Origin of the sequence: Stenotrophomonas sp. NPDC077659 (assembly GCF_050268705.1) — a bacterium.
In the GTDB taxonomy this organism is placed as follows: Bacteria; Pseudomonadota; Gammaproteobacteria; order Xanthomonadales; family Xanthomonadaceae; genus Stenotrophomonas.
The window spans coordinates 15997-37206 of the sequence record NZ_JBNNHG010000002.1 but is presented as its reverse complement, the minus strand read 5'-3'; the positions used below and the strand labels follow the sequence as shown (position 1 = coordinate 37206).

Here is a 21210-nt window from a genome sequence, read left to right as displayed (position 1 = left end):
GGCGCCCCTGCGGGCCTGTGATCTGCTGCAGCGACAACTGCTGGGGATGGAACGCGCAGAAGGCAACCGGCTTCAGGCCGAGGATGTTCCGGACACGCTGTTGTCGAATATCGTGACCTCGTCGGCCATCGAGGGCGAGCGCTTGGACGTCGGCACGGTCCGCTCATCTCTGGCGCGCCGGCTGGGCGTAGTCGAAGGCGGCACCCGCCACGCGACAACGCGTGCGGAACGCTTGGTCAACCTGATGCTTGATGCAACGCGCCACGCGGAACGCCTCTTGGACCTGGAGCGCTTTCTGCAGTGGCACCGTTGGCTGCCGGCCACTCACCCGACGACTCGGTCAGCTGAAGGAGTCCGGAGAGTCGAGCCTGCTCGACTCGACGAGGTCGCGGCATCGCCTGTCAGCGGGTATCGTAGAAGTTGGAACTCTCCTCGGTTTTCCATGCATCTTCCTGTTGAATGAAGGACAACAGGATGTCCTCCATTTCTTCGACGCTGGATGGCGGCTCGATGATGACCGTCTGCACACCCTGTACGCGGTTCTCGTACATCGCAGAGAGCCCGTGCTGCGGAGCCAGACCGCCGCCCACCCCAATCGGTGATGACATGCACACCCCGGGTCGTGGTCGGATCAACCTCGCCCCCTGCCAGCAGTTCGCTCTCGTCCGTCACCGGGAAGGACCATTTCATCTTGAACACTGCTGGAAACAGGGATCCCGCCATGGTGCTTACTTTCGTGGGATCTGAGGGGGGGTGATCGTACATCGCGTGCGTGTGCGGATGTACGGCATGAATCCAGCTCATGCCAGCTGCAACGACAATCCGCTGCTGCGCACGGGCTGGGCTCGATAGAGTGGCCGACGCAGCAATACTCATCGCCACTCAAGGAATGGACGCGTGCGACCCCACCCGAGCGCCACACCGCAGCGAAGCCTGGCCTCAAGCGTGGCGCTGTACCTGGCGACACTGGCCCACGCCTGCACCGCGCAGGCCAACGATCCACCCGCGCAGGACAGCCGCGCGACCGATCTGCAGACCGTCAAGGTCACCGGCCCTTCGACGACCGACCTGCGGCGCGAGGAGCCTACCCTGCGTGTCAGCATCGGCCGCGAGGACATTCTCCGGCACCATGACGACCGCCTCGCCAGCATCCTGCGCCGGCTTCCCGGCGTGACGGTCACCGCCGACGGCATCCGCATGCGCGGGCTCGGCGGCGATTACGTGCAGATCCTGATCGATGGCACCCCGGCCCCGGCAGGGTTCTCGATTGATTCCATCGCGCCGGAGCTGGTCGAACGCATCGAGGTTCTGCCCACGCCAGTGGCGGAGTACAGCACCCGCTCGATTGCCGGCACAATCAACATCGTTCTGCGCCGGAATGGCGAGTCGCGCCAGCGCACGCTCAAGCTCAGTGCGGCAGAGGCCGGCGGGGGCGTCATGCCGGCTGCCACCGTGCTGATGTCCGGAAAGCGGCCGGCGTTGGCCTGGTCCGTCAGCGCGACCGCGTCAGCACCCAAGGAGCGGCAGGACGCCGTCATCGACGATCAGGCCCTGGATGCGCAGGGCCTGCCGCTGTACCTCCGCCGCACCCGCGAACGCTATGTCGGCCAGACCAGGACTTTCAACATCGCGCCCAAGCTCACTTGGACCCTGGGTGAGCGTGACGAAGTCAGCTGGCAGAACCTGCTTCAGTACCGGAAAGAGGCGTGGACCCGCGACCGCGATGAGACGGTGCTGGAGGGCGGTCCCAGCGACTACCCGCGCAACCGCTGGATCAACGATTCACGCACATGGACCGCCAAGAGTGATGGGCAGTGGAAGCGCCGGATCGGTGAGCACGACACGCTGGACGTCAAACTCGGCGTCATGCATTTCAGTCGCGACGTGGATTTCGCGTTCCTCGGCTTCGCCTCCGAAGGCGACTTCGCACTGGACCGCAGCGTGCGTACGCGCGCCACCCATACCGCCTATTCCAGCACTGGCAAGTACGTCAGTGGGTTCAGTGAACGGCACGACCTCGCCTTTGGCTGGGACGGAGCCTATACCGAACGCAACGAGCGCCGCGTGCAGCGCGACCGTGCGGCGGACGGCAGGCCCTTGGACCTGATTGACGACGATCTGCGGGCGGAGATCCGTCGCTTGGCGTTGTACGCGCAGGACCAGTGGCGAACGACGCCTCGCCTGCAGACCTACCTGGGGCTGCGCTGGGAGGGGCTTGAGACAACCGTGGGCAGCCGCGCCACGGGGACGCTGCACAACCGCTCGAGCGTACTGAGCCCCATTGCGCAGTGGGTCTTCAAGCCCTCCCCTGCCGGCAAGGATCAGTTCCGCCTGGGTGTGGCCCGTACCTTCAGTGCGCCACAGCCGTGGCAGCTGCTGCCACGCCGTTACTCGGTCAACAACAGCAATGGCCCGGCCAACCCCGACCAGCAGGGCAACCCGGCGCTGCGCCCGGAAGTGGCGTGGGGTGTGGACACGGCCTACGAGCACTACTTCGGCAAGGATGGCCTGCTTAGCGTGGGGGCCTATGCGCGGCGCATTGACGATGTCGTGCTGCGAAGGCTGTACGTGCAGGACGGCCTGTGGATCAGTACGCCGTACAACGCTGGCAGAGCAACGACGCAGGGGCTGACCCTGGACGCACGTTTCGCACTGGCCGATCTGGTGCGTACCGATGCCGATCTTCAGGTCACGGCCAACCTGACCCGCAATGTCTCGCGTGTCGCCTCGGTGCCCGGACCGGACAACCGGCTGGCGGACCAGACCCCGGTGAGCGGCAACCTGGGCGTGCACTGGCAGGCATCGCAGCGGTTCGCAGCCCAGGCGGACTACAGCTACAGCGGGGGCGGCACGAACCGGTTGAGCCACGAATGGAGCCGGACATCGACGCCGGAACGCACGTTGGATGTCTCTGCTGATTGGAGGTTGGACGATGCGAGTCGGGTGAGCCTGTCGTTGAGCAATGTGCTGCAGCAGCGGCAGGGATCGCGGGTGGTCTATCGAGATGCGGAGGGCGCGGTGTCACGTTATTACGGCAGCGACAGCCGTATGGGTATCAAGTTGCAGTATGAGAGGCAGCTTTAAATTCACTTGTGGCGTAGATGATTCCTGGCGGTTCATCCACGCATGGCGTGGATCTACTGGGATTGCATAACCTCGCCTCGCGCCGACCGGGGCCGGAACCATCCAACCGCGTCGGTCGATCCACGCCGTGCGTGGATGCACCATCCAACCGCGCCAGTAGATCCACGCCGTGCGTGGATGCTCCTCGGCGGTCCATCCATGCATGGCGTGGATCTACTGACTCCGGCCCCTCCCCTGCTTACAGGAAGTCGTAGCTGATGGTGAAGCGCACGTTGCGGCCCGGCTGCGACCAGCGGCCGATGCCATCAGGGCTTGTGGCGCCCTGGAAGATGGCAGTGCCGGCACCGGCGGTACGCACGCGGTTCCACAGGTAGTGCTCCTTGTTGAACACGTTGTAGACACCTGCGGTCAGGTTGATCTTCGGGGTGATGGCATAGCTGCCGAACACGTCCAGCAGGGTGTATTCACGCGCCTTGTAGGCATACACCGGCACCACTTCAACACCGTAGCTGCCGTTGGTGATGCTCTTGCCGTAGTCCGACGGATCCTTGCGCTGCTGGTGGGTGAGGTTGGCGGTGATGCTCCAGCGGCGCGACGGCGCGTTGTAGGTCAGGCCACCCACGGCCTTTGCCGGGATGATGCTGGCCAGCGGCTCACCATCGTTGTCGGTGCCCTCGTTGTACGAATACGCTACGCGCGCCAGCCAGTCATCGGCCAGCAGCCACATGCCCTCGGCCTCAACACCCTTCACTTCCACCTCGCCCCGGTTGATGGGCATGGTGTAGGTGTAGCCGTTGCTGACCACGCCGCGGCTGTTGCGATACTGGATGCCTTCGTCGGTCAGGTACTGCGCGGTGTCGATGAAGTTGCTGTACTTGTCACGGAACACCGACACGCCCACGCGCAGGCGGTCGCTCTGGTAGCGCCAGCCCAGTTCCAGGTTCAGGCTGCGCTCGGCATCCAGATCCGGGTTGCTCCGGCCATCGGGCAGCGACACCGTCGCACCGTCGGACACGCGGGTGTAATCGGTGCTGGACGCGCTGCCGTACATGTCATTCACGCCCGGTGCGCGGAAACCACGGGCACCCTGCACCCACAGCGACTGGGTATCGGTGAATTTGAACTCGGCGCCGAGGTTCCAGGTCGGCGATGAAAACTTGGAGACGCCAACACTGCCCGCGTCGTCCTCGTAGCCGGACTGACCGTTGCCGCCTGCCGAGGTTTCCGGGGTGTACTTGTAGCTGTCGTAGCGCAGCCCACCGGTCAGGCTGAGACGATCGTCGAGCAGGCGCACACGGTCGCGCACGTACGCGGTCAGGTCGGTCTCCCGGGTGTCCGGCCACAGCGACGGATCGGTGTCACGGGTGAACAGGGTGCCACCGTTGCCCCAGCGCGAATCCACCGAGTTCCAGTGGATCCTGGCCTGCTGCCAGGCGGCACCATAGACGATGTCATGGCGCAGGCCGGCCGCCTCGACGCTCCTGTCGAAGTCCAGTGCGACGCGGTTGCGCTTCTGGGTGTCCCAACGGTTTTCCTGGCGCGAGCACGGGTCGGTGACCGAGCAGCGGGTGCCATAGGTGGCCACCGTGCCATTGGCCACCAGCACATTGGTCTGGCCCTGGATGTAGTTCTTCTGGTAGTCGGCGGTGGCTTCCAGTGTGTCGAACAGCGCGTTGTCGGCGTGCCAAGTGTACTTCAGGCCGTAACGGTCGCGGTCGCTGCGGTCTTCGGCGCTGCGGAAGTAGTACGAGCCGTTGCCATCGCTGCGGGTCCAGTTGTCGACATCGTTGGTGGAGCGTGCGCGCTCGTACACCACGCCCAGGGTCTGGGTGTCGGTGGCCAGGAAGTTGACCTTGAACAGCAGATTGCCGCTCTCACGGTCGACCGGATCAGGCGTGCGCCGGCCCGGGCCGAGGCGGTTGAGGGTGGTGCCATACCAGGACTCGGTTTCGTGGCCATCACGCTGGGTATAGACCAGCAGCGATTCGAATTTGCCGGTGCGGTTGGCCAGGGTCAGCGAGCCCATGTTCTCGTCGCTGGAACCGGTGTAGCCATACTTGACCGAACCGAAGCTGTCGTTGCCGGTGGCCTTGAGGAAGTCCGCCGGGTCCTTGGTGGTGAACATCACCGCGCCACTGAGCGCACCGCTCCCAGCGGTGATGGCATCTGCGCCCTTGATGATTTCCACGGTCTTCACCGCTTCCAGATCGACGCTGCCGCGGCCGGAGCGGAAGAATTCGTAGGGCTGGTAGGTGCCCGGGTCCATGCTCTGCGGGAAGCTGAGGCCGTCCAGGGTGATGGAGACACGGTCGGCTTCCATGCCGCGGATGTTGAAGCCGTTGAAACCGGCACGGCCCAGATCGACCATTTCCACGCCGGGCACGTAGCGGATGGCATCTTCCATGCTCTGCGCGCCCTGCTGCTGCAGGTTCCTGGCCGACAGCGTGGTGACGTTCTGGTTGTCGGATTTCCTGCGCGTCTCGGTCACCTGGATGGTGTCGAGGGTGCTGTCAGCATCAAGCGCCGCAGCGCGGGCCAGGGTCGGCACGGCGAGGCTGGTGGCGACGGCCAGGGCCAGCAGTGAGCGTTGCAGTTTCATCGGAGACTCCGCAGTTGTGGAAGGTGGTGGTGCCCATGGGCCAAGTGGCCCAGAGCGTTCCTGGCTGCGGAGCGCCGGGATGCGGCACGGTCTGCGTTGCTGGGAGCAAGGGGGAAGGGTTTCGCCTAGGGCTGGGTGACCTGCAGGGCGCCGATCTCGCTGCGCCCCTTCGCTGTCACCGGCACCCCGGTGTGCTGCTCTGTGTCGACCGGGACCGAAAGGAATTCATGACCGCCGCCCTGCCGCGCCGCCTCGACCTGCACCCGGTATGCGCCAGGCGGCAACGCCTGCCCGCGGTCGTCGCGGCCATCCCAGGCCACCGAGTAGCGGCCGGGCATTCGGGTCGGGCGGGCGATGCCCTGGATGGCCGGCAGATCATCGCGGCCATAGCGGCGCCACCACTGCGGCAGATCCTGCAGGTAGCGGGAACGCTCACCCAGCACCAGCAGCTGTCGCACCGGGCTGCCATCCTCGCGCGCGATCCACAGTGCGAGGTACGGCGCGTGGTAACGCTCACTTTCAAGCGCGGGTACCTGGTAGTCGATGACCAGTTGTTCGGGCGGGATAACCTGCCCGCTGCCGGGCACCAGCAGTGTGGGCCAGCGCTGCGAAGCAAAGGCGGTACCGGTATCGCTGAGGATCAGCGCGGCAACACCGGGCAGTGCATCGGCCAGTTCCAGCCCCGAGCGGATCGGCATCACCGACAGCGCCGTGGCCAGCGCATCGGCACTGCTGGCATCGGGCGCCACCACCGTCGCCGACGGTGCGAACTGCATGGGCCAGCCCGACCAGGGATCGAGGATATGGCTGTACTGCCGGCGGCCGACGGTGTAGCCCCGGGTGGCATGGCCGCTGGCCGCAATGGCCTGCGAGCGCAGGCCCACCGTGGCTAGTGCAGCCTGGTTGTCACGTGGGGCGCGGGCATCGGCCACGCCCACCGCCCACGCCTGCCCTGCATTATTGGCCTGCCAATAGCGGGCATCGCCGCCGATGTCGAGGCCGATGGCGGTGGCCGCCGGTGCCGCAGCACGGGCTGCCGCCAGAGCGTGATCGATGATGTAACCCTTGGCCAGCGCATCCACATCGAACACCACGGCCTGCGGGCGCATCACCGGTTGGCGCTCTTCAAGGCTGACCTCGGCCGAGGCAGCGGCCGAAGCCAGCGCACGTAGTTCCACACGGCTGGGTAGCACGCCGCTGTCCTGCGCCTGCCGCCAGCGCTGTGCCAGCGTGCCCAGGCGACAGCTGAAAAGCCCCTCGGTACGTTCGCGCCATTGTTCGCACAAAGCCAACACCGCGCGCAGATCGCTGGACAGCGCCTGTGGGGTGACGCTGGCATTGAAGCGATTCAGCTCGCTGTCCTGCCGCCACCGACTGAGCACGGCATCCAGTCGTTCGATCTCGGCCAGCGCCGCACGCTCGGCGGCACGCGCCTGCGCTGCCGGCGCATCGATGCGCAGCTCCAGCGAAGTGCCGAGCACATCGTCGCGATGCAGTTCTGCAGCACGGGCGGTGCCTGCATGCAGGCCGCACAACGTCAGGCAGATGGACAGCAGCAGGGTCGAAGGGGACGTCATCGAAGGCTCGATCAGGCACGGGGCCACCCGGCCCGTCTTGTTCAGGCGGGCCGGCCGGCAAACGGAACAACGCTTTCTGCGGTGGGCCACCCGCAACGGGGTGGCCTGGAACATCAGCGGCGCGGTGCGGGCGGCGCCACCTTGGCGTCCGCCGCATCGACCACGCCATCCTTGTTGCGGTCAGCGGTCTCGAACAGGCGCTTGCCCGACACCTGGTACTCGGCGAAGGTCATGTGGCCATCCTTGTCGGCATCGAGCACGCCAAAACGTACGTGGACCTGGCGGACGCCGCCCTGATCCATCGCATCGATGCGGCGGTCCACGCGGGTTTCGAACTCGGCCAGGTACTCATCCAGGCTCAACTGGCCATCGCCATTGCTGTCGGTGCGGGCGAACTGCGCATCGCGCACGCGCTGGTACTCGGCGCGGTCGACCTTGCCGTCACCCGTCTCGTCGTACAGCTCCAGGAAACCGGCTGCGGTATGGCTGGTCGGCATGCCCAGGCGACTGCGCGGCTGGCTGTCGAAGCGCTGCGCGCCGGCAGCGGTCTTTGCCTCACGCTGCGGTGCGGCCTTGGCATCCGCGCCCTTGCTGGCCAGTGCCTTCTGCCCACCCACCCAGGTCTTCTCGCCCGCCGCATTGAATTCAGCGGCAGAGATCTGGCCATTCCTGTCGGTGTCCAGCGCAGCGAAGCGGGCCTTGGTCTGTTCGATCTGGGCGGCGCGTTCGCGCTCGATTTCGGCGGCTACGCGGGCATCGAACTCGGCCACGTACTCAGCCTCTTCCACGGTGCCATTCCGGTCGGTATCGGTGGCGTCGAAGCGGGCGCGGCGGAAGGCTTCGAACTCTTCCCAGGTTACCCGGCCATCGCCGTTGTCGTCGTGCTCGGCAATGAAGGCCAGCACGTTGTTGCCGTGGCCGCCCACCAGCGGGCGCGGGCCGGGCGCGGTCTGTGCGGAAACAGCGGAGGAAAGCAGCAGCGCGGCAACGCACGCACTGGCAAGCACGGTGGTTTTCATGTCGACCTCGAAGGCGGTGTTACAGGGAAATCAGGGGTTGAGCACGCGGAACGAGAGCGTGACGCTGTTGCTGTACTCGGCCACCGGCGCGCCAGCCGGCGCGGCCGTGCGGTGGCGGGTCAAGGCAATCCAGGTACCGGCTGCGGACAGCGGCAGGCGCACGTGCCCGGCGGCGTCACTCTTCAGGTTCACCACCTGCGGGGTGCGATCCGAACTCCACACCGCTTCGGTGACTTCCACGGCCTGGTTGGCCAGCGGCGTGCCGTCGTACTGCACGATGAAATCGAAGGTCTCACCCACATACAGATCGTTGGGATGAGTGACTGGTACCAGCTCCACTCCCTTGTTGCGCGGTGCAAGCGCGGCGCGGTCCGGGTTGCCCACGCTGATGTAGCTGTCGGCCTGGGTGAGCGACTGGAAATCAGAGATCACCTTGGCACCGGCCGGAATCTTCACCGCCGGGTCACGCGAGCTTTCGCGCTTGCCGTCTTTTTCCCACGTGCGGAACAGCGCGCCCAGGCGCGGGCCTGTGCTGAGGCGGTAGGTGCCAGTACCTGCCGGCAACGTGTACTCGGCCACCGTGCGGGTCTTCATCACCTGCGAGGGCAGCGGTACCTGCTTGCCGTCCGGGCCCGAGACCGTGAACTGGCTGTCGTCGAACGCGGTTTCGGGGACGAAGAACGTCTCGGCGAACGCGGCATCCATGGCGATGGCCTGCCCTGCCCGTGGCGCGAAGTTGCTGGGCACCAGGTAGGGCGTGTGGGCGTACGCCGGCAGGGATGCAGCCAGCGCCAGCGCGGCGGTGGCGGGCAGGGAAAGAGTCTTCATGGGGCCTTCGTGTCGGGGAGCGTGGGCGCTGGCGAGACGAGGGTCCGAGGCTGGCGGACGAAATGCTATGCCAATTGAGATTGGTTATCAATTAGTGAAATCTGGCGAAATGTACCGTCGCGAATCGGAGCTCGCCCTTGACCTACCGGACGTTGCCAATCGCCATCATGGAGCTGATGAAGGTCAGCAGATAACCGGCGAGCAGTATCCCAGCCATCAGCCGCCGTCTGCGGCCCCCGACAGCGACGGCGGTGATGACACAGACGAGGGACGCCACCGCACCCAGCCCGAATGCCTGGAAGATCCAGGCGCCGCCCCAATGAACCTGCCAGGCCACCCAGCCGGCACAAGCCACGGCGATGACGAATGTGAGTGCCCAGAGCACTTTCATGGATCCACCTCGCCGTACGCGATGCCTTCCTGCAAGTACGCTTTGAAGCCAGCCATGATCGATCCTTGAGCGTTGGCGGGTGGTGCCGATCTTCAGCGTCGATTGCGCTGCCCGTCAAGCATGGCCGTGGCAACCCCTTACCTGCCGGCTCGCTCCCGGCGATCGGCCACGTACAGCAGCAGTGCCCCGCAACCCATCAACACCGCCGTTGCCACCAGGGCGCCCTGGTAGCTGCCAGTCGCCCTGGCCATGTAGCCGGCGATGATCGGCCCCAGGATCTGCGCCACGCCATAGCCCAGCGTGATGCGCGCCATCGCCTTGGACGGGTTGGACGGCACATGCCGACCGACCAGCGCAAGCGTGAGGCTGACGATGCCGACAAAGGTGGCGCCGAACAGGGCCGCCGACAGCAGATTGACCGCCGCACTTGCGGACACCGCTGGCAGCAGCATGCCTGCGCCCTGCAGGACGTACGCCAGCAGCAAGGCGCGGGTGGCGCCCATGCGGCGAGCGATGCGGTCCCAGGCAAACGTGGAGGGCAGCGCGGCGACGCCGACGATGACCCAGACCCAGCCGCCCCGGCCGTGCAGCACAGGCAACCTTTCCAGAATGGCGACGATGAAGGTGGCCCCGATGACAAAGCCGAAGCCCGCACAGACATAGGCCGCATTGAGCAGGCGCATCCACGCGCCCGATGCCGGCGGCGGCCGCGCGACCTGTGCACCGGCCGCACGGGACGCGGGCGGCGGGGCCGGCATCCATCGCCAGGCAGGCACGAAAAACAACAGGCCCAGCACCCCCAGCGCGATCCACTGCCCAGGCCAGGTCAGCACAGGCAGTGTCAGGGCGACGGCCACACCGGACACGACGATCCCCAGGCCCATGCCAGTGAAATGCAGGCCCAGGTCCGGACGATGCCCATGCCGCAGCAGCCAGTTCAACACCAGCCCCGAAGCGAGCAGCAACCCGGCCACGCTGGAGAGCCCGGACAGAAACCGCAGCACGCCCCAGGCAAGTGGATTCCGGGTAAGGCCCATGGCCACCGTACTGACCACCGCCACCACCAGGCCGATGCGGTAGAACACGAACCTGCGGCGTAGATCGCCTGTCGATGCCGCCAGCAAGGTACCGGCCATGTAGCCGGCATAGTTGATCGCGGCCAGCCAACCGGCGGCAACATACCCCAGGCCTGCCTGCGCCTTCATGATGGGCAGCATGGGCGTGTAGGCGAAACGGGCCAAGCCGACGGTCAGTACCAGCGCACAGATGCCCGCAAGGATGACGCGAAGCGGTGTGGTGCGGCCATCAACAGCAGGTTTGGTCATTACATCGTCCGCCATGGGCCCCGGTGGGTCTGCGCCTGCCGATGGTACAGGGGTCGGACGGAGGCGCAGCCATGCAATTTTGGTATGGACACACTGGATTATTTGTATTGGATGCATGGCTGGATCAGGGCCAGACTGGCCATCCCGCCCCATCCTGTTGCCGAAATGAACCGCCTTCTGCTCCCCGCCGCCGCCTGGACCTCACGTCATCATGCCGGTCTGCTGCTGACCGCCGGCGTTGCCGCGGTCGCCCTTCTGCTGGGGCACGCGTTGCCGTTGGTGGGCGGGCCGGTGTTCGGCATCGTGCTCGGCATCGTGTTGAAGAACCTGCTCTGGCCGGGCAGCCGCTTCGACGCCGGCATCCGCTTCGGCGGCAAGCAGGTGCTGCAGTGGTCGATCATCGCGCTGGGCTTCGGGCTAAGCCTGGACCAGGTGCTGAAGACCGGCATGGAATCACTGTCGGTAACGCTGGTGACGATGTCGGTGGCCTTCCTCAGTGCGTGGCTGCTCGGGCGCTGGCTGCGCGTGGAAGGCAAGCTGACGGTGCTGATCGGCGTAGGCACGGCGATCTGCGGTGGCTCGGCGATTGCGGCGGTCACCCCCATTCTCAAGCCCGACGATCACGATACGGCGTTTTCCATCTCCACCATTTTCCTCTTCAACCTGGTCGCCGTACTGCTGTTCCCGCTGCTCGGCCACCTGATGCACATGAGTGACCAGGGCTTCGGCCTGTGGGCAGGCACGGCCATCAATGACACCTCGTCGGTGGTGGCCGCCGGCTACGCCTACAGTGATCTGGCTGGCGGCTTCGCCACGATCGTCAAGCTGACCCGCTCGACCCTGATCATTCCGGTGTGCCTGGTGCTGACCGTGGCGATGGCGGCGCTGGCCAGGCGGCGCAGCACCACGACAGACGCGGCGGGCAGCTTCAGGATCGGAGCGATCTTCCCGTGGTTCATCCTGTGGTTCCTGGTAGCCTCGGGCCTGCGCACCGCGGGCTGGGTGCCGGACGCTTCGCTGCCGGTGCTGCACACGCTGGCTGAAGTGCTGATCGTGTTCGCGCTGTCCGCCATCGGCCTTTCCGCCAACCTGCGGCGCATGGCCGCCAGCGGCTTTCGTCCCATTGCACTGGGTCTGGGCGTGTGGGTGGCCGTGGCGACCAGCAGCCTCGTGGTGCAGTACTTTATCGGGCAGCTCTGACCGAAGCCCACGCGCATGAACCTTCATCACCTGGCCATCTTCCACGCCATCGCCGAGACCGGCAGCATCTCCGCCGCTGCGATCCGCGTATGCGTGTCCCAACCGGCGCTGTCGCGGGAACTGAAAGATTTCGAGGGACGCGTGGGAGTGGTGCTGTTCGAGCGGCTGCCGCGCGGGATGCGCCTGACCGAACCGGGCAAGGTGCTGCATGCCTACTCGGCCCGATTGTTCGCGGTGGCCGACAGCGCACAGGCGGCGATGCGTGATTTCGCCGATGCCCGCGCCGGGCAGCTGTCCATGGGTGCCAGCAACACCATTGGCACCTATGTCCTGCCGCGCTACGTGGCGGGGTTCCGCACGCAGTTCCCGCAGGTGGGTATCTCGCTGTTCGTCGGCAATACCGAGCAGGTGGCGCAGGGCGTGGCCGACCTGCGCTTTACGGTGGGGTTTGTCGAGGGGCCCATCCGCGTTGAAGGGCTGATCGTGGAGGAATTCAGCCGCGATGAACTGATACCGGTGGTGGGAGCGCAGCATCCCTTGGCCGGACGCAGACGGGCCAGCCCGGCGGACATCAACGGGCTGCCACTGCTGATGCGCGAGCCGGGCTCCGGTACGCGCGAGCTGATTGCCGGGTTGCTGCAGCAACTGGACGTACAGACCGGCAGCATCGTGGAATTCGGTAATACCGAGGCGTTGAAGCAGGCCGCGATCCATGGCGGCGGCATCGCGTGGCTGCCCCGCATCAGCGTGGTGCGTGATCTACAGGACGGAAGCTTGGCACGTCTTCCGGTGCGGGCGCTGGGGTTGCAGCGTCCGCTCAGCATCATCCGCCGCGAAGGCGCTTACCAGGTGCCCGCGGTGGAGGCCTTCCTGCAGCGGGTACGTGAAGAGCGAACAGGCCGGTCGTGACTGCCAGTAGAGTCGACCTTGCTCGACCGCACGGAAAAATCAGCCGGGCATGGCTCGGCTCTACCGGGTTACCGTGGTCATCCTCGCCTTGAGTGCCCGCAAGGACGCGCTGCGCTGAGCCATCAGGAATCGGCGAACGTGCAGTCCTCGCTGGCCACCAGCATCACGAAGGCACCGCCGAGCGTCGCATTGTGATGATCGACAATACGCTGCGCTTCCAGCACCGGCGAATCGGTGGTGGTATGCGCGTCGGCCACCAGCACGGCCGCAAACCCGAGGTCGCGCACGGCGCGACTGGTGGTATCCACACAGAAGTCGGTCTTCATGCCGACGATGACCAGTTCTTCGACGCCGGCGCTGGCCAGCCGGTCGGCCAGCCCTGTATCGAAGAAGCAGTTCGGACGGGTCTTGTCGAATACGGTGTCGCGCGCAGGATCGATCCGCAGCTCCGCCAGCAGCTGCGACAGCGCACTGTCGCTGGCCAGCGGCGTACCCGCGGGGCCGATATGGCGTGCGGCAAAAACAGGGGCGCCAGCGGCATGTGCACGGTCGATCAGCGCGTTGATGTTGCCCAGCACCTCGTCAGCGCGGTACGGGCGACGCGCGCCGTTGAACAGGCCCTGCTGCATGTCGATGACCAGCAGGCCACGGCGACGGAAAGCGGAAGGATCCATGGCGTTTCTCCTGTGGGAGTGAGCACGGACGGAGAAACAAAAAGGCCTCGTCCACGCCGGGCGGGGTCCTGTGAGGGCGCACTGCTTCATCTCACGCAACGACCTCATGACCCGCCAGAGGCAGTCGTGGCGACTGTGGTTGCGCGGAAGACCGTGGGACCGATTCTGCGTCAGCACATTGCGACGGTCAAACCCTCATGGCGGTGACAGTGCCTGCAGCGCCTCGAAGACCGGTGTGTCGCCTTCGGTGAGTTCGATGATGCAGCGACGCAGCGGCGGGTGCTCGATCAGCGCCAGCAGCATGGCCGCGACATCGGCGCGTGCAACATTGCCATAGGGAATGGCCAGGCCCGCACGGACGCGGCCCCTGCCAGGTTCATCGGTCAGCGTGCCGGGGCGCAGGATCACCCAGTCCAGCAGGCTGCCGGCCAGATGCACATCGGCACGCTTCTTCACCACCATGTAGTGCTCGAACGTGTCAGAGCGCAGCGTGCCGCGACCCGCTTCCGGAAAGGCTGACACCAGCAGGAAGCGCGGCACTGCGGCCAGCTGGGCCGCCGCGACGGTCAGTTCCAGCCCGCGTCCATCGATGGCAGCAGTCATCGCCGCCCCGCCCTTGCCACCCGCACCGGCCGAGAACACCACCACGTCACTACCCTGCATCAGACCCGCCAGTGCAACGGCGTCCAGCTGCAGCAGGTCACCCTGCACGGGGCGCGCACCGAGGGCCGCGATATCGGCACCCTGCCCCCGCGCACGGTGCAGCGCCAGCACACGATGTCCACGTGCGCTGGCCTGTTCCACCAATAGACGACCGATCTTGCCGGCGGCGCCGACGATGAAAACCTGCGTCATTCGAACTCTCCGAGGGATACGGCTCTCACTATGGCCCGCTGATATCCAATCCACCGTGACTGCATCCCAGTGATGCGCAACCCTTGTCCACCCGCAGCGCCTGCAGCCGAAGGGCGTCGCCAACGACGTGACTCTGCGCGGTGATGTTCATCGTGACCCAGACAGGGACGCGCCGAGCGGCTGCTCCCACCTGAGTGGCCCTCGCAGGCCACCGCCACCTCAGCACGCCGACGCAACGCTTGGAACAAGGCTGATGCAGCAGAAGAAACGGGTACGGCAGGACTGATGCATCACGCGGCGCGGAATCATGACGCATCGTTTCCCGCACAGCCGACGCGGATCAACCCAGCAGCTGCACTGGCCATGCCCCCTCCATGGCGCGACATTGAGGCGAACTCCGTAGTGCCGCAGTGAAGGGACACACCTCTGCTTCTTCGCATTCCGCATACAGTCGGCAACGCTTTCTTGATGCATGGGCGAGGAAAGTACGATCAACGGAATTCAACGGGCAGCATGCAGCATGCAGCAGTACAGCGAACGGCGATCAGGCGAACACGGCCTTCTGCTGGTGGAAGATCAACTGGACCTGGCTGAGTTGGTGGAAGACGCCTTGTCCGGCCAAGGCAATACGGTCACCCATGCACAGAGCGTCTTCGAGGCCTTGACGTTGTTGAGAGACGGAACCTTCGATGCGGCAATTCTCGACATCGAGCTGGGTGACGGCGTCGTGTTCCCTGTCGCTGATCGATTGGCCGAACTCGGAGTTCCCTTCCTGTTCGCATCGGCTGTCTATGATCAGGTGGTACCAGCACGGCACCAGAACGCTCGGTTCGTTGCCAAACCCTTCCATATCCCGCAGCTGCAGGAGGCGGTACGCGCGACGCTTGCCCAGTCCCGCACCGGCTGAATCCGGGAGGGATTGCGTCCTCTGCCTGCCCATCTGTGAGATGCAGCATTGCAGCCTCTCACGGTGCGCGCAGGTGGTCCATCCCGCGCGTGCGCATCTGGCTTCGCTTGCCTATGCACAACGGCAGGTTGCCTTCGCGGCGCTGGCAGGTGTAGACGCCACGCTGGAAGGGGAGCGCCAGCGCATGCTCCCGCACGTGCTCAGGGTATGCATGCCCGATGGATCGGGGGACAGGCTACGGTCAGTCGCCGAAGGTCCGGAGTGTCCACAGCGACCAGGCCTGCCAGATGGTCGGCGAAGCCGCCTGCAACGCGACCGCACACTCTGCCGCTGGTAATCACCACGGGGGCGCCCGCCCAGCAGATCGACGCGCCAATGGCCTCAAGACGGCGCACGAGATCCACGTCTTCCGAACACCGCTGTGCAGCAAAGCCACCTGCGCGCCTGTAGGCCGCAGTCGAGACGCCGAGGCTTGCCCCATGCACGCGACCATGCCCTGCCCCCCATCGCTCGCCGCGCTGGAAACGGCTACGCAAACCGGCGTACTGCGGCGCCAGTTCGCCAAGATCGACGACACCACAGAAGACGTCAGTGCCCGCACCGCGCTGGGCCACCAGCCAGTCGGAGGGCACCTCGCTGTCCGCGTCGGTGCTGGCCAGCCAGCCTGCACCGCGCTCGATCAGAATGCCCGCCGCCGCCGCGCGTGCAGCGCCCACGCACCGTGCCTGCACGCTGACAGTCCCCACCCCCATGCCTGCACAGACATCGGCACTGCCGTCACTACAGGCGTCCAGTGCAACGACGATCTGCACCGGTTCGCCGCCCAGGCCTGGGTGCATGGCGGCCACGGCCAGCGAACGCAGGCACGCCGCCAGGTGCTCAGCCTCGTTGTGCGCCGGCACCAGTACGCCTATCACCTCAATCCCTCGTTACTGGCCAGGGAAAGCGACGTGCGCGTCCAGCCCTGCAGGATGAAGTCATTGTCGCGGTAGCAGAATGCCTCATGCAGGCCGTGTCCCAAGCGTTCGTGCACCAGCACACTGCGGCTGGCACGGCCCGGGAACGACGGCAGCCAATGGCAGGCGACCAGCACACCGTCGTCTTTCAACGCCGCGTGCAGCCCGTCGCGCAGTTCAACCAACGCGGCAGGGCCAAGGTAGTATCCCATTTCGCCGCAGACGATGAGATCGAACCTGCCCGCAGGCCACTGCTGTGGATGCTGTGCGCAGTGCACCTGCACGTGCGGCAGATGAGCCAGACCGCGGCGTGCCTGGAAGGCGGCACGGGGACTGATGTCCGTGGCCAGCAGACGCTCGCAGCGGCCGGCCAGGCACTCGGTGAGCACCCCATTGGAACATCCCAGCTCCCAGCCGCGCTGGAAGCTGGGCCGGGTCAGGCTGGCCATCAGCAAGTCCCGCTTGCGTTCTTCGTACCAGCGGGTGCGGTAGCCGAACGGATCATCGTTGGCATGAAGTTCGTCGAAGTACGGCTGAGCGTTCATGCAAGGTAGACCTCGTGATTACGGTAGAAGCGGATGAGGACGTGGGCCGGAAGGATGGGATGGGCGTGCAGACGGGGCACATCGCCGGTCTGGGTACGGAACTGGGCGATGGCCCCGCGCTTGCGCGCGGCAACGGCAGAGATGTCGAGCAGTCGCGGCTGCTCCCACGCCATGTGGGCCCAGGCTGGATCCAGCCAATGCCAGCCCCAGACCGGGTATTCCAAGCGTGCGCATCCTGCTGCCCGCGAGGCGTGCCATGCCGCGCGCCCGGCTGCTTCATGGTCGGGATGGCCGTCAAAGCGCCAGGGTGCGAGGACCAGATCGTCCTCGCGAAGGGTCTGCCACAGCCAGTCTTCCAGGGCCGTCTCGTGGGCGTTGACCTTTCCATCGGCAATACCAAGATGGACGATGGATCCCGCATCAATGGCGAGATCGGCAAGCGCGTCGCGCAGTTCTCCCCTGCGCGCATGGCGCAGGCGCTGCGGCGTCCACCAGGCTTCACCCGGGTAACAGGCCTCGCCATCGGTGACCGCCACGACCTTGACCTGCAGCCCGATGCCTGCGGCCGCACACAGCAGCCCGCCACAGGCCAGCACTTCGTCATCCGGGTGCGGCGCAACCACCACAATCCGCCTCACGCCCGCACACAGCTCGGCAAGCGTGGTTTCAGGCTGCTGCCAGAGCCAGTCACAGCGTTCCCATGCCTGCTCGTCCGATCCAACGCCGTGGATGGCGGCTACAGCGACCACGGCATGACCTGCCTGGCGCACTGCTCACCCAGCCATTCCCAATCTCTGTCAGCATGGCTCTGGCGCAGGAACACCGTCAGATCGGCCCAGCGCCGCGCGTGGGCATCCTCCCTGCACATTGGCGCGGGGCCAAGCGCGCGACCGGCCAGGTCCAGCACCTGGGTTGCGGCTCGCTCGACCACGCTGCGTACGCGTGTCACCTGCACCCGATGGGTAAGCTGCGGTGCCGCGTCGATCGCCGCGGCCAGCTCACGCAGCAGGGCGGCGGCAGGAGCCAGAACAAGATCTGCTTTGCCCAGCAGGCGCGCGCGCAGCCCCTCGCTGCAGTCATGCTGCATGCGCTCGGCCAGCGCGCTGGCTGCACCAAACCACACTGCGGCGACGCCTGCGCCACCGTGCCAGAAGCCGGGACGCTCGAGGTACGCATTGATCGGCCCAATGGCGTCTGCCTGCGCACCATCGAAGCGCACCGTGGTGGATGGCACTCCGGCCATTCCCGCAGCCGGCCACGGTTCATTGTCCATGCAATGCCATTGTGACGCGTCAACTCTGTACAACTGGACGCCTGCATCGCCTCTGACGGTCACCAGTGCGGTGTCCACCAGATCGCTTCCCGAGCACCACGGCTTGTCACCGTGCAGACGGCCCGCCGTATCGGGCCGCAGAGTGCAGGCCGGCCCGTCCGCTGCCCACACCGCCAGCAGCTGCTCAGGCGGAACGGGTGCATGCAGTTCATGCAGAATCGCTACCGCGTCAAAATGGGCTTCGAGCACTTTGGCCAAGCACAGATCTTCGTGACCCAGGGTGGCAAGCGCGCGCCACCGCTCAAGCGTGCGGCCCCCACCCGGAAGGGGAAGACCGGGCACCTGCAACAGGCGTTGCCTGGCCAGGTTGGATAATGGGGAAGGCAGCACCGGAGCAAGCATCGTATTGTTGTCGCAGGGATTGAACCTGCAACGTAGGCCCCGGCAAGTCACATTGCTGTCTTTCGGATGTATCGGGCGGATGAATGCCTTGGCGGCGGGTGCCCATCGCTGTTGCCCAGGAGCGCGCTGAAGCATTCAGATGCCGCGCACCGGCACCACCTGTTCCATCATGGTCAGGAAGATCTCACGACGGGTCGGCCTTGGCTCGTCCAGGCATGCAGGGATGGCGCCTCGCCATGTGCCGCCATCCTCGCTCAGGCTGCCGGCCAACGGCAGGCACTACCACAGCGACGTTCAGAGCATCCCTGGGCAGCGGCGGCATCGTCAACGTGCGCCGCCTCCCGTCACCCGATGCGCATTACCACGTGAACCGCGCGGTCGCAGTGACCGTGCGGCCGGTGCCGTAATAGCACGACGACACGCCGGTGCAGGTCGATACGAAATGCTTGTCGGCCAGGTTGCTCAGGTTCAACGAGAGCTGCGTACCCACCGCGCCGTAATGGCCGATGTCGTAACGGATGGCCGCGTCCCACAACGTGTAGGACGGAATGCGGTACAGGTTGGCACTGTCGCCGTAGCTCCTGCCGTTGTAGCGCATGCCCACAGCCAGGCTCAGGCCTTCCAGCGCACGGTGCTGGAAGGTGTAGTCACCCCACAGCGCCGCGGTCCAGTCCGGCACCATCGCCAATTCCTTGCCGGTGTAGCCGTTGTTGCTGCGGGTTACTTCCGATTCCATCCACGACGCCGCACCGATCACGCTGAAGCCGTCCAGCGGGGTGATGCGGCCTTCCAGTTCGACGCCACGCACGCGGCCCTCACCGTCCTGCACCTGGCACTGGCTGGTGCCGGTGGTGCCGCAGTTCCTGTGGTTGACGTCGGGGTCATCGGTCAGCACGTTCTGCTGGCGCAGGTCATAGGCGGACAGGGTGATCAGGCCGTCGAAACGGGCCGGTTGGTACTTCAGACCCACTTCCCACTGCTTGCCGGTGATGGGGTCGAACGGGGTGCGATCGTATGACTGCGTGGCCGAGCTGCCGGCCGGCTGGAACGATTCGGCATAGCTCAGGTACGGGGACAGGCCGTTGTCGGCCATGTACAGGATGCCGGCATTGCCGCTGAACGCCTCGCTCTTGATGCCGCTCGGCGTGCGGGCACCGTACCAGTCGGTGGCTACGGTATAGGCTTGGGTCCAGGTGTCATCCTTGGTCCAGTCGTAGCGGCCGCCCAGGGTGAAGCGCCACTTGTCCAGCGCGATCTGGTCCTGCAGGTAGACGCCTGTCTGGCGGTTGATGCCACCGGAATAGCTGATCGAGGTGGTGGCCGGGATGTAGCCGCTGTATACGGGGTTGAAGATGTCGATGGCGGTGGGCGTATCGGTGGCCGTTCCCATCGTGCCACGCGCGGCGTTCCAGTCGGCCTTCTGCCAGTCCACACCCAGCAGCAGGGTGTGCTCGGCGGCACCGGTGCTGAACTTGCCGGTCAGGCGGGTATCGGCGGTGTCACCGCGCGAATCGCCCTCGCCCCAGGTAGCGCGGCGCTTCTGCGTGCGGCCATCCGCGTTCAGTGCGCCGTTGGTCACCACGGTGCGGAAGGTCGAGTCCACGTTCAGCCGGCGCGCGCTCTGGCTCAGCGTCCAGTGCTCGTTGAAGGCATGTTCGAACAGCCAGCCGGCCGACCAGATGGTGCGGTCATAGGTGTTCCAGGTCGGCTCGCCAATGAAGGTATTGTTCTTCATGTGGCCGAAGGGCGTGGCCACCAGGGTGCCGGCCATCGGCAGGAACTGGTAGGTGGAACCGCCATCATCGCGCTGGTACAGGCCCAGCAGGGTCAGTCGGGTGCGCGCGGCCATCTGGAAGGTGTAGCTGGGCGCGAGGAACCCATGTTCCTGATCGGTGTGCTGGATCTGGGTATCGCCGTCACGATACAGGCCGACCAGGCGGACCAGGTGGCGCTGGTCATCGCTGCCCGCCCCCACGTCGAAGGCGGTGCTGTACTGGCCGTTGCCATCCACGCCCAGCTGCAGCACCTGCTGCGGGTCCGGCGTGGGCGTCTTGCTGACCTGGTTGACCATGCCGCCCGGAGCGACCTGACCGTACATCACTGCCGACGGGCCTTTGAGCACCTCCACGCGGTCCAGGTTCCAGCTGTCGATCATGGTGCGGTTCCACTGTCCGCCCTGCGGCGCGCGCATGCCATCGACGGTGACGTTGTTGCTCCAGCTGCCCGCGTCGAAACCGCGGATGCGGAAATCGTCGACACGGTTGTCAATGCCAGTGCTTTCCAGCGAGACGCCGGCCACGTAGCGCATCGCGTCATTGAGGGTCTGCACGCCGCGCGCATCCAGCTCCTCACGCGCGATGACCGACACCGACCTGGCCATCTCGGCCACGGGCGTGTCGGTTTTGGTGGCGCCCGAACTGTGGGTGACGGTGCGATAGGCATTGACGTGCACGGCATCCAGATCGGTGGGCGTGGTGCCGACGGGCGCTTCCGGCAGGACCTGCGCGGCCACGGGGGTGGCAAGCAGCATCGCCACGGAAACGGACAGCAACGAGCGCATCGGCGCGCGGGCAAGAGTAGCGGACATGGGAAGACCTGCTATGAAGAGGCGCGCCCGGAACGGCGGCAGTGGCGCTTGTCAAAGATGCGTTAAATCATAGCATATG

The 21210-nt window shown here is 65.9% G+C and carries 19 protein-coding genes; 5 read left to right on the top strand and 14 right to left on the bottom strand.

What is annotated here, in order from left to right; translation table 11 throughout:
* Positions 1–7 precede the first annotated feature (7 nt).
* A complete protein-coding gene (locus tag ACQKDV_RS00570; RefSeq protein ID WP_427781887.1) occupies positions 8–463 on the top strand; it encodes a DUF4172 domain-containing protein in 456 nt (151 codons plus the stop codon).
* Here ACQKDV_RS00570 and ACQKDV_RS00565 read toward each other — a convergent pair.
* On the bottom strand, positions 402–608 hold the full coding sequence (locus tag ACQKDV_RS00565; RefSeq protein ID WP_427781858.1) for a hypothetical protein: 207 nt from the start codon (positions 606–608) through the stop codon (positions 402–404). The two genes, ACQKDV_RS00570 and ACQKDV_RS00565, sit on opposite strands and share 62 nt — an antisense overlap.
* A gap of 289 nt (positions 609–897) precedes the next feature.
* On the opposite strand from ACQKDV_RS00565, the gene ACQKDV_RS00560 reads away from it, so the two are divergent.
* Positions 898–3084 (top strand): TonB-dependent receptor plug domain-containing protein, encoded by a 2187-nt coding sequence (locus tag ACQKDV_RS00560; RefSeq protein ID WP_427781857.1) that lies wholly within the window; start codon positions 898–900, stop codon positions 3082–3084.
* A gap of 238 nt (positions 3085–3322) precedes the next feature.
* Here ACQKDV_RS00560 and ACQKDV_RS00555 read toward each other — a convergent pair whose 3' ends face one another.
* The 6 genes from ACQKDV_RS00555 to ACQKDV_RS00530 form a co-directional block, all read right to left on the bottom strand.
* A complete protein-coding gene (locus ACQKDV_RS00555; protein WP_427781856.1) occupies positions 3323–5683 on the bottom strand; it encodes a TonB-dependent hemoglobin/transferrin/lactoferrin family receptor in 2361 nt (786 codons plus the stop codon).
* A gap of 125 nt (positions 5684–5808) precedes the next feature.
* Positions 5809–7260: a DUF2271 domain-containing protein gene (locus tag ACQKDV_RS00550; protein WP_427781855.1), complete on the bottom strand. Its 1452-nt coding sequence runs from the start codon at positions 7258–7260 to the stop codon at positions 5809–5811.
* Between the two features lie 113 nt (positions 7261–7373).
* Positions 7374–8279, bottom strand: a complete 906-nt coding sequence (locus tag ACQKDV_RS00545) for an EF-hand domain-containing protein (protein ID WP_427781854.1) — start codon at positions 8277–8279, stop codon at positions 7374–7376.
* A 30-nt stretch (positions 8280–8309) separates the two neighbouring features.
* Entirely contained in the window at positions 8310–9107 is a 798-nt protein-coding gene (locus ACQKDV_RS00540) for a DUF4198 domain-containing protein (RefSeq protein ID WP_427781853.1), read from the bottom strand.
* Between the two features lie 142 nt (positions 9108–9249).
* Complete coding sequence (locus tag ACQKDV_RS00535; RefSeq protein WP_427781852.1) at positions 9250–9498, bottom strand: hypothetical protein; 249 nt, start codon at positions 9496–9498, stop codon at positions 9250–9252.
* Between the two features lie 137 nt (positions 9499–9635).
* Entirely contained in the window at positions 9636–10823 is a 1188-nt protein-coding gene (locus ACQKDV_RS00530) for a YbfB/YjiJ family MFS transporter (RefSeq protein WP_427781851.1), read from the bottom strand.
* 165 nt (positions 10824–10988) lie between these two features.
* Here ACQKDV_RS00530 and ACQKDV_RS00525 point away from each other — a divergent pair, with 165 nt between their 5' ends.
* Positions 10989–12023: a YeiH family protein gene (locus tag ACQKDV_RS00525; RefSeq protein ID WP_427781850.1), complete on the top strand. Its 1035-nt coding sequence runs from the start codon at positions 10989–10991 to the stop codon at positions 12021–12023.
* Positions 12024–12038: 15 nt separating this feature from the next.
* On the top strand, positions 12039–12932 hold the full coding sequence (locus tag ACQKDV_RS00520) for a LysR family transcriptional regulator (protein WP_427781849.1): 894 nt from the start codon (positions 12039–12041) through the stop codon (positions 12930–12932).
* 122 nt (positions 12933–13054) lie between these two features.
* Here the strand turns inward: ACQKDV_RS00520 and ACQKDV_RS00515 are convergent, their stop codons facing one another.
* Complete coding sequence (locus ACQKDV_RS00515; RefSeq protein ID WP_427781848.1) at positions 13055–13606, bottom strand: cysteine hydrolase family protein; 552 nt, start codon at positions 13604–13606, stop codon at positions 13055–13057.
* A gap of 195 nt (positions 13607–13801) precedes the next feature.
* On the bottom strand, positions 13802–14461 hold the full coding sequence (locus ACQKDV_RS00510) for an NAD(P)-binding oxidoreductase (protein WP_427781847.1): 660 nt from the start codon (positions 14459–14461) through the stop codon (positions 13802–13804).
* A gap of 520 nt (positions 14462–14981) precedes the next feature.
* Here ACQKDV_RS00510 and ACQKDV_RS00505 point away from each other — a divergent pair.
* Entirely contained in the window at positions 14982–15368 is a 387-nt protein-coding gene (locus ACQKDV_RS00505; protein WP_427781846.1) for a response regulator, read from the top strand.
* 200 nt (positions 15369–15568) lie between these two features.
* Here the strand turns inward: ACQKDV_RS00505 and ACQKDV_RS00500 are convergent, their stop codons facing one another.
* The 5 genes from ACQKDV_RS00500 to ACQKDV_RS00480 form a co-directional block, all read right to left on the bottom strand.
* Entirely contained in the window at positions 15569–16285 is a 717-nt protein-coding gene (locus ACQKDV_RS00500; protein ID WP_427781845.1) for a glycosyltransferase, read from the bottom strand.
* A complete protein-coding gene (locus ACQKDV_RS00495) occupies positions 16282–16869 on the bottom strand; it encodes a class I SAM-dependent DNA methyltransferase (protein ID WP_427781844.1) in 588 nt (195 codons plus the stop codon). The genes ACQKDV_RS00500 and ACQKDV_RS00495 overlap by 4 nt, the downstream gene beginning before the upstream one ends.
* Positions 16866–17618, bottom strand: coding sequence for a PIG-L deacetylase family protein (locus tag ACQKDV_RS00490; protein WP_427781843.1), 753 nt, complete (start codon positions 17616–17618; stop codon positions 16866–16868). The genes ACQKDV_RS00495 and ACQKDV_RS00490 overlap by 4 nt, the downstream gene beginning before the upstream one ends.
* The gene (locus ACQKDV_RS00485; protein WP_427781886.1) at positions 17606–18544 is read right to left on the bottom strand and encodes an acyl-CoA dehydrogenase; all 939 of its coding nucleotides are present in this window, start codon (positions 18542–18544) and stop codon (positions 17606–17608) included. The genes ACQKDV_RS00490 and ACQKDV_RS00485 overlap by 13 nt, the downstream gene beginning before the upstream one ends.
* A 358-nt stretch (positions 18545–18902) precedes the next feature.
* Entirely contained in the window at positions 18903–21131 is a 2229-nt protein-coding gene (locus ACQKDV_RS00480; protein WP_427781842.1) for a TonB-dependent siderophore receptor, read from the bottom strand.
* Between the last annotated feature and the right edge of the window lie 79 nt (positions 21132–21210).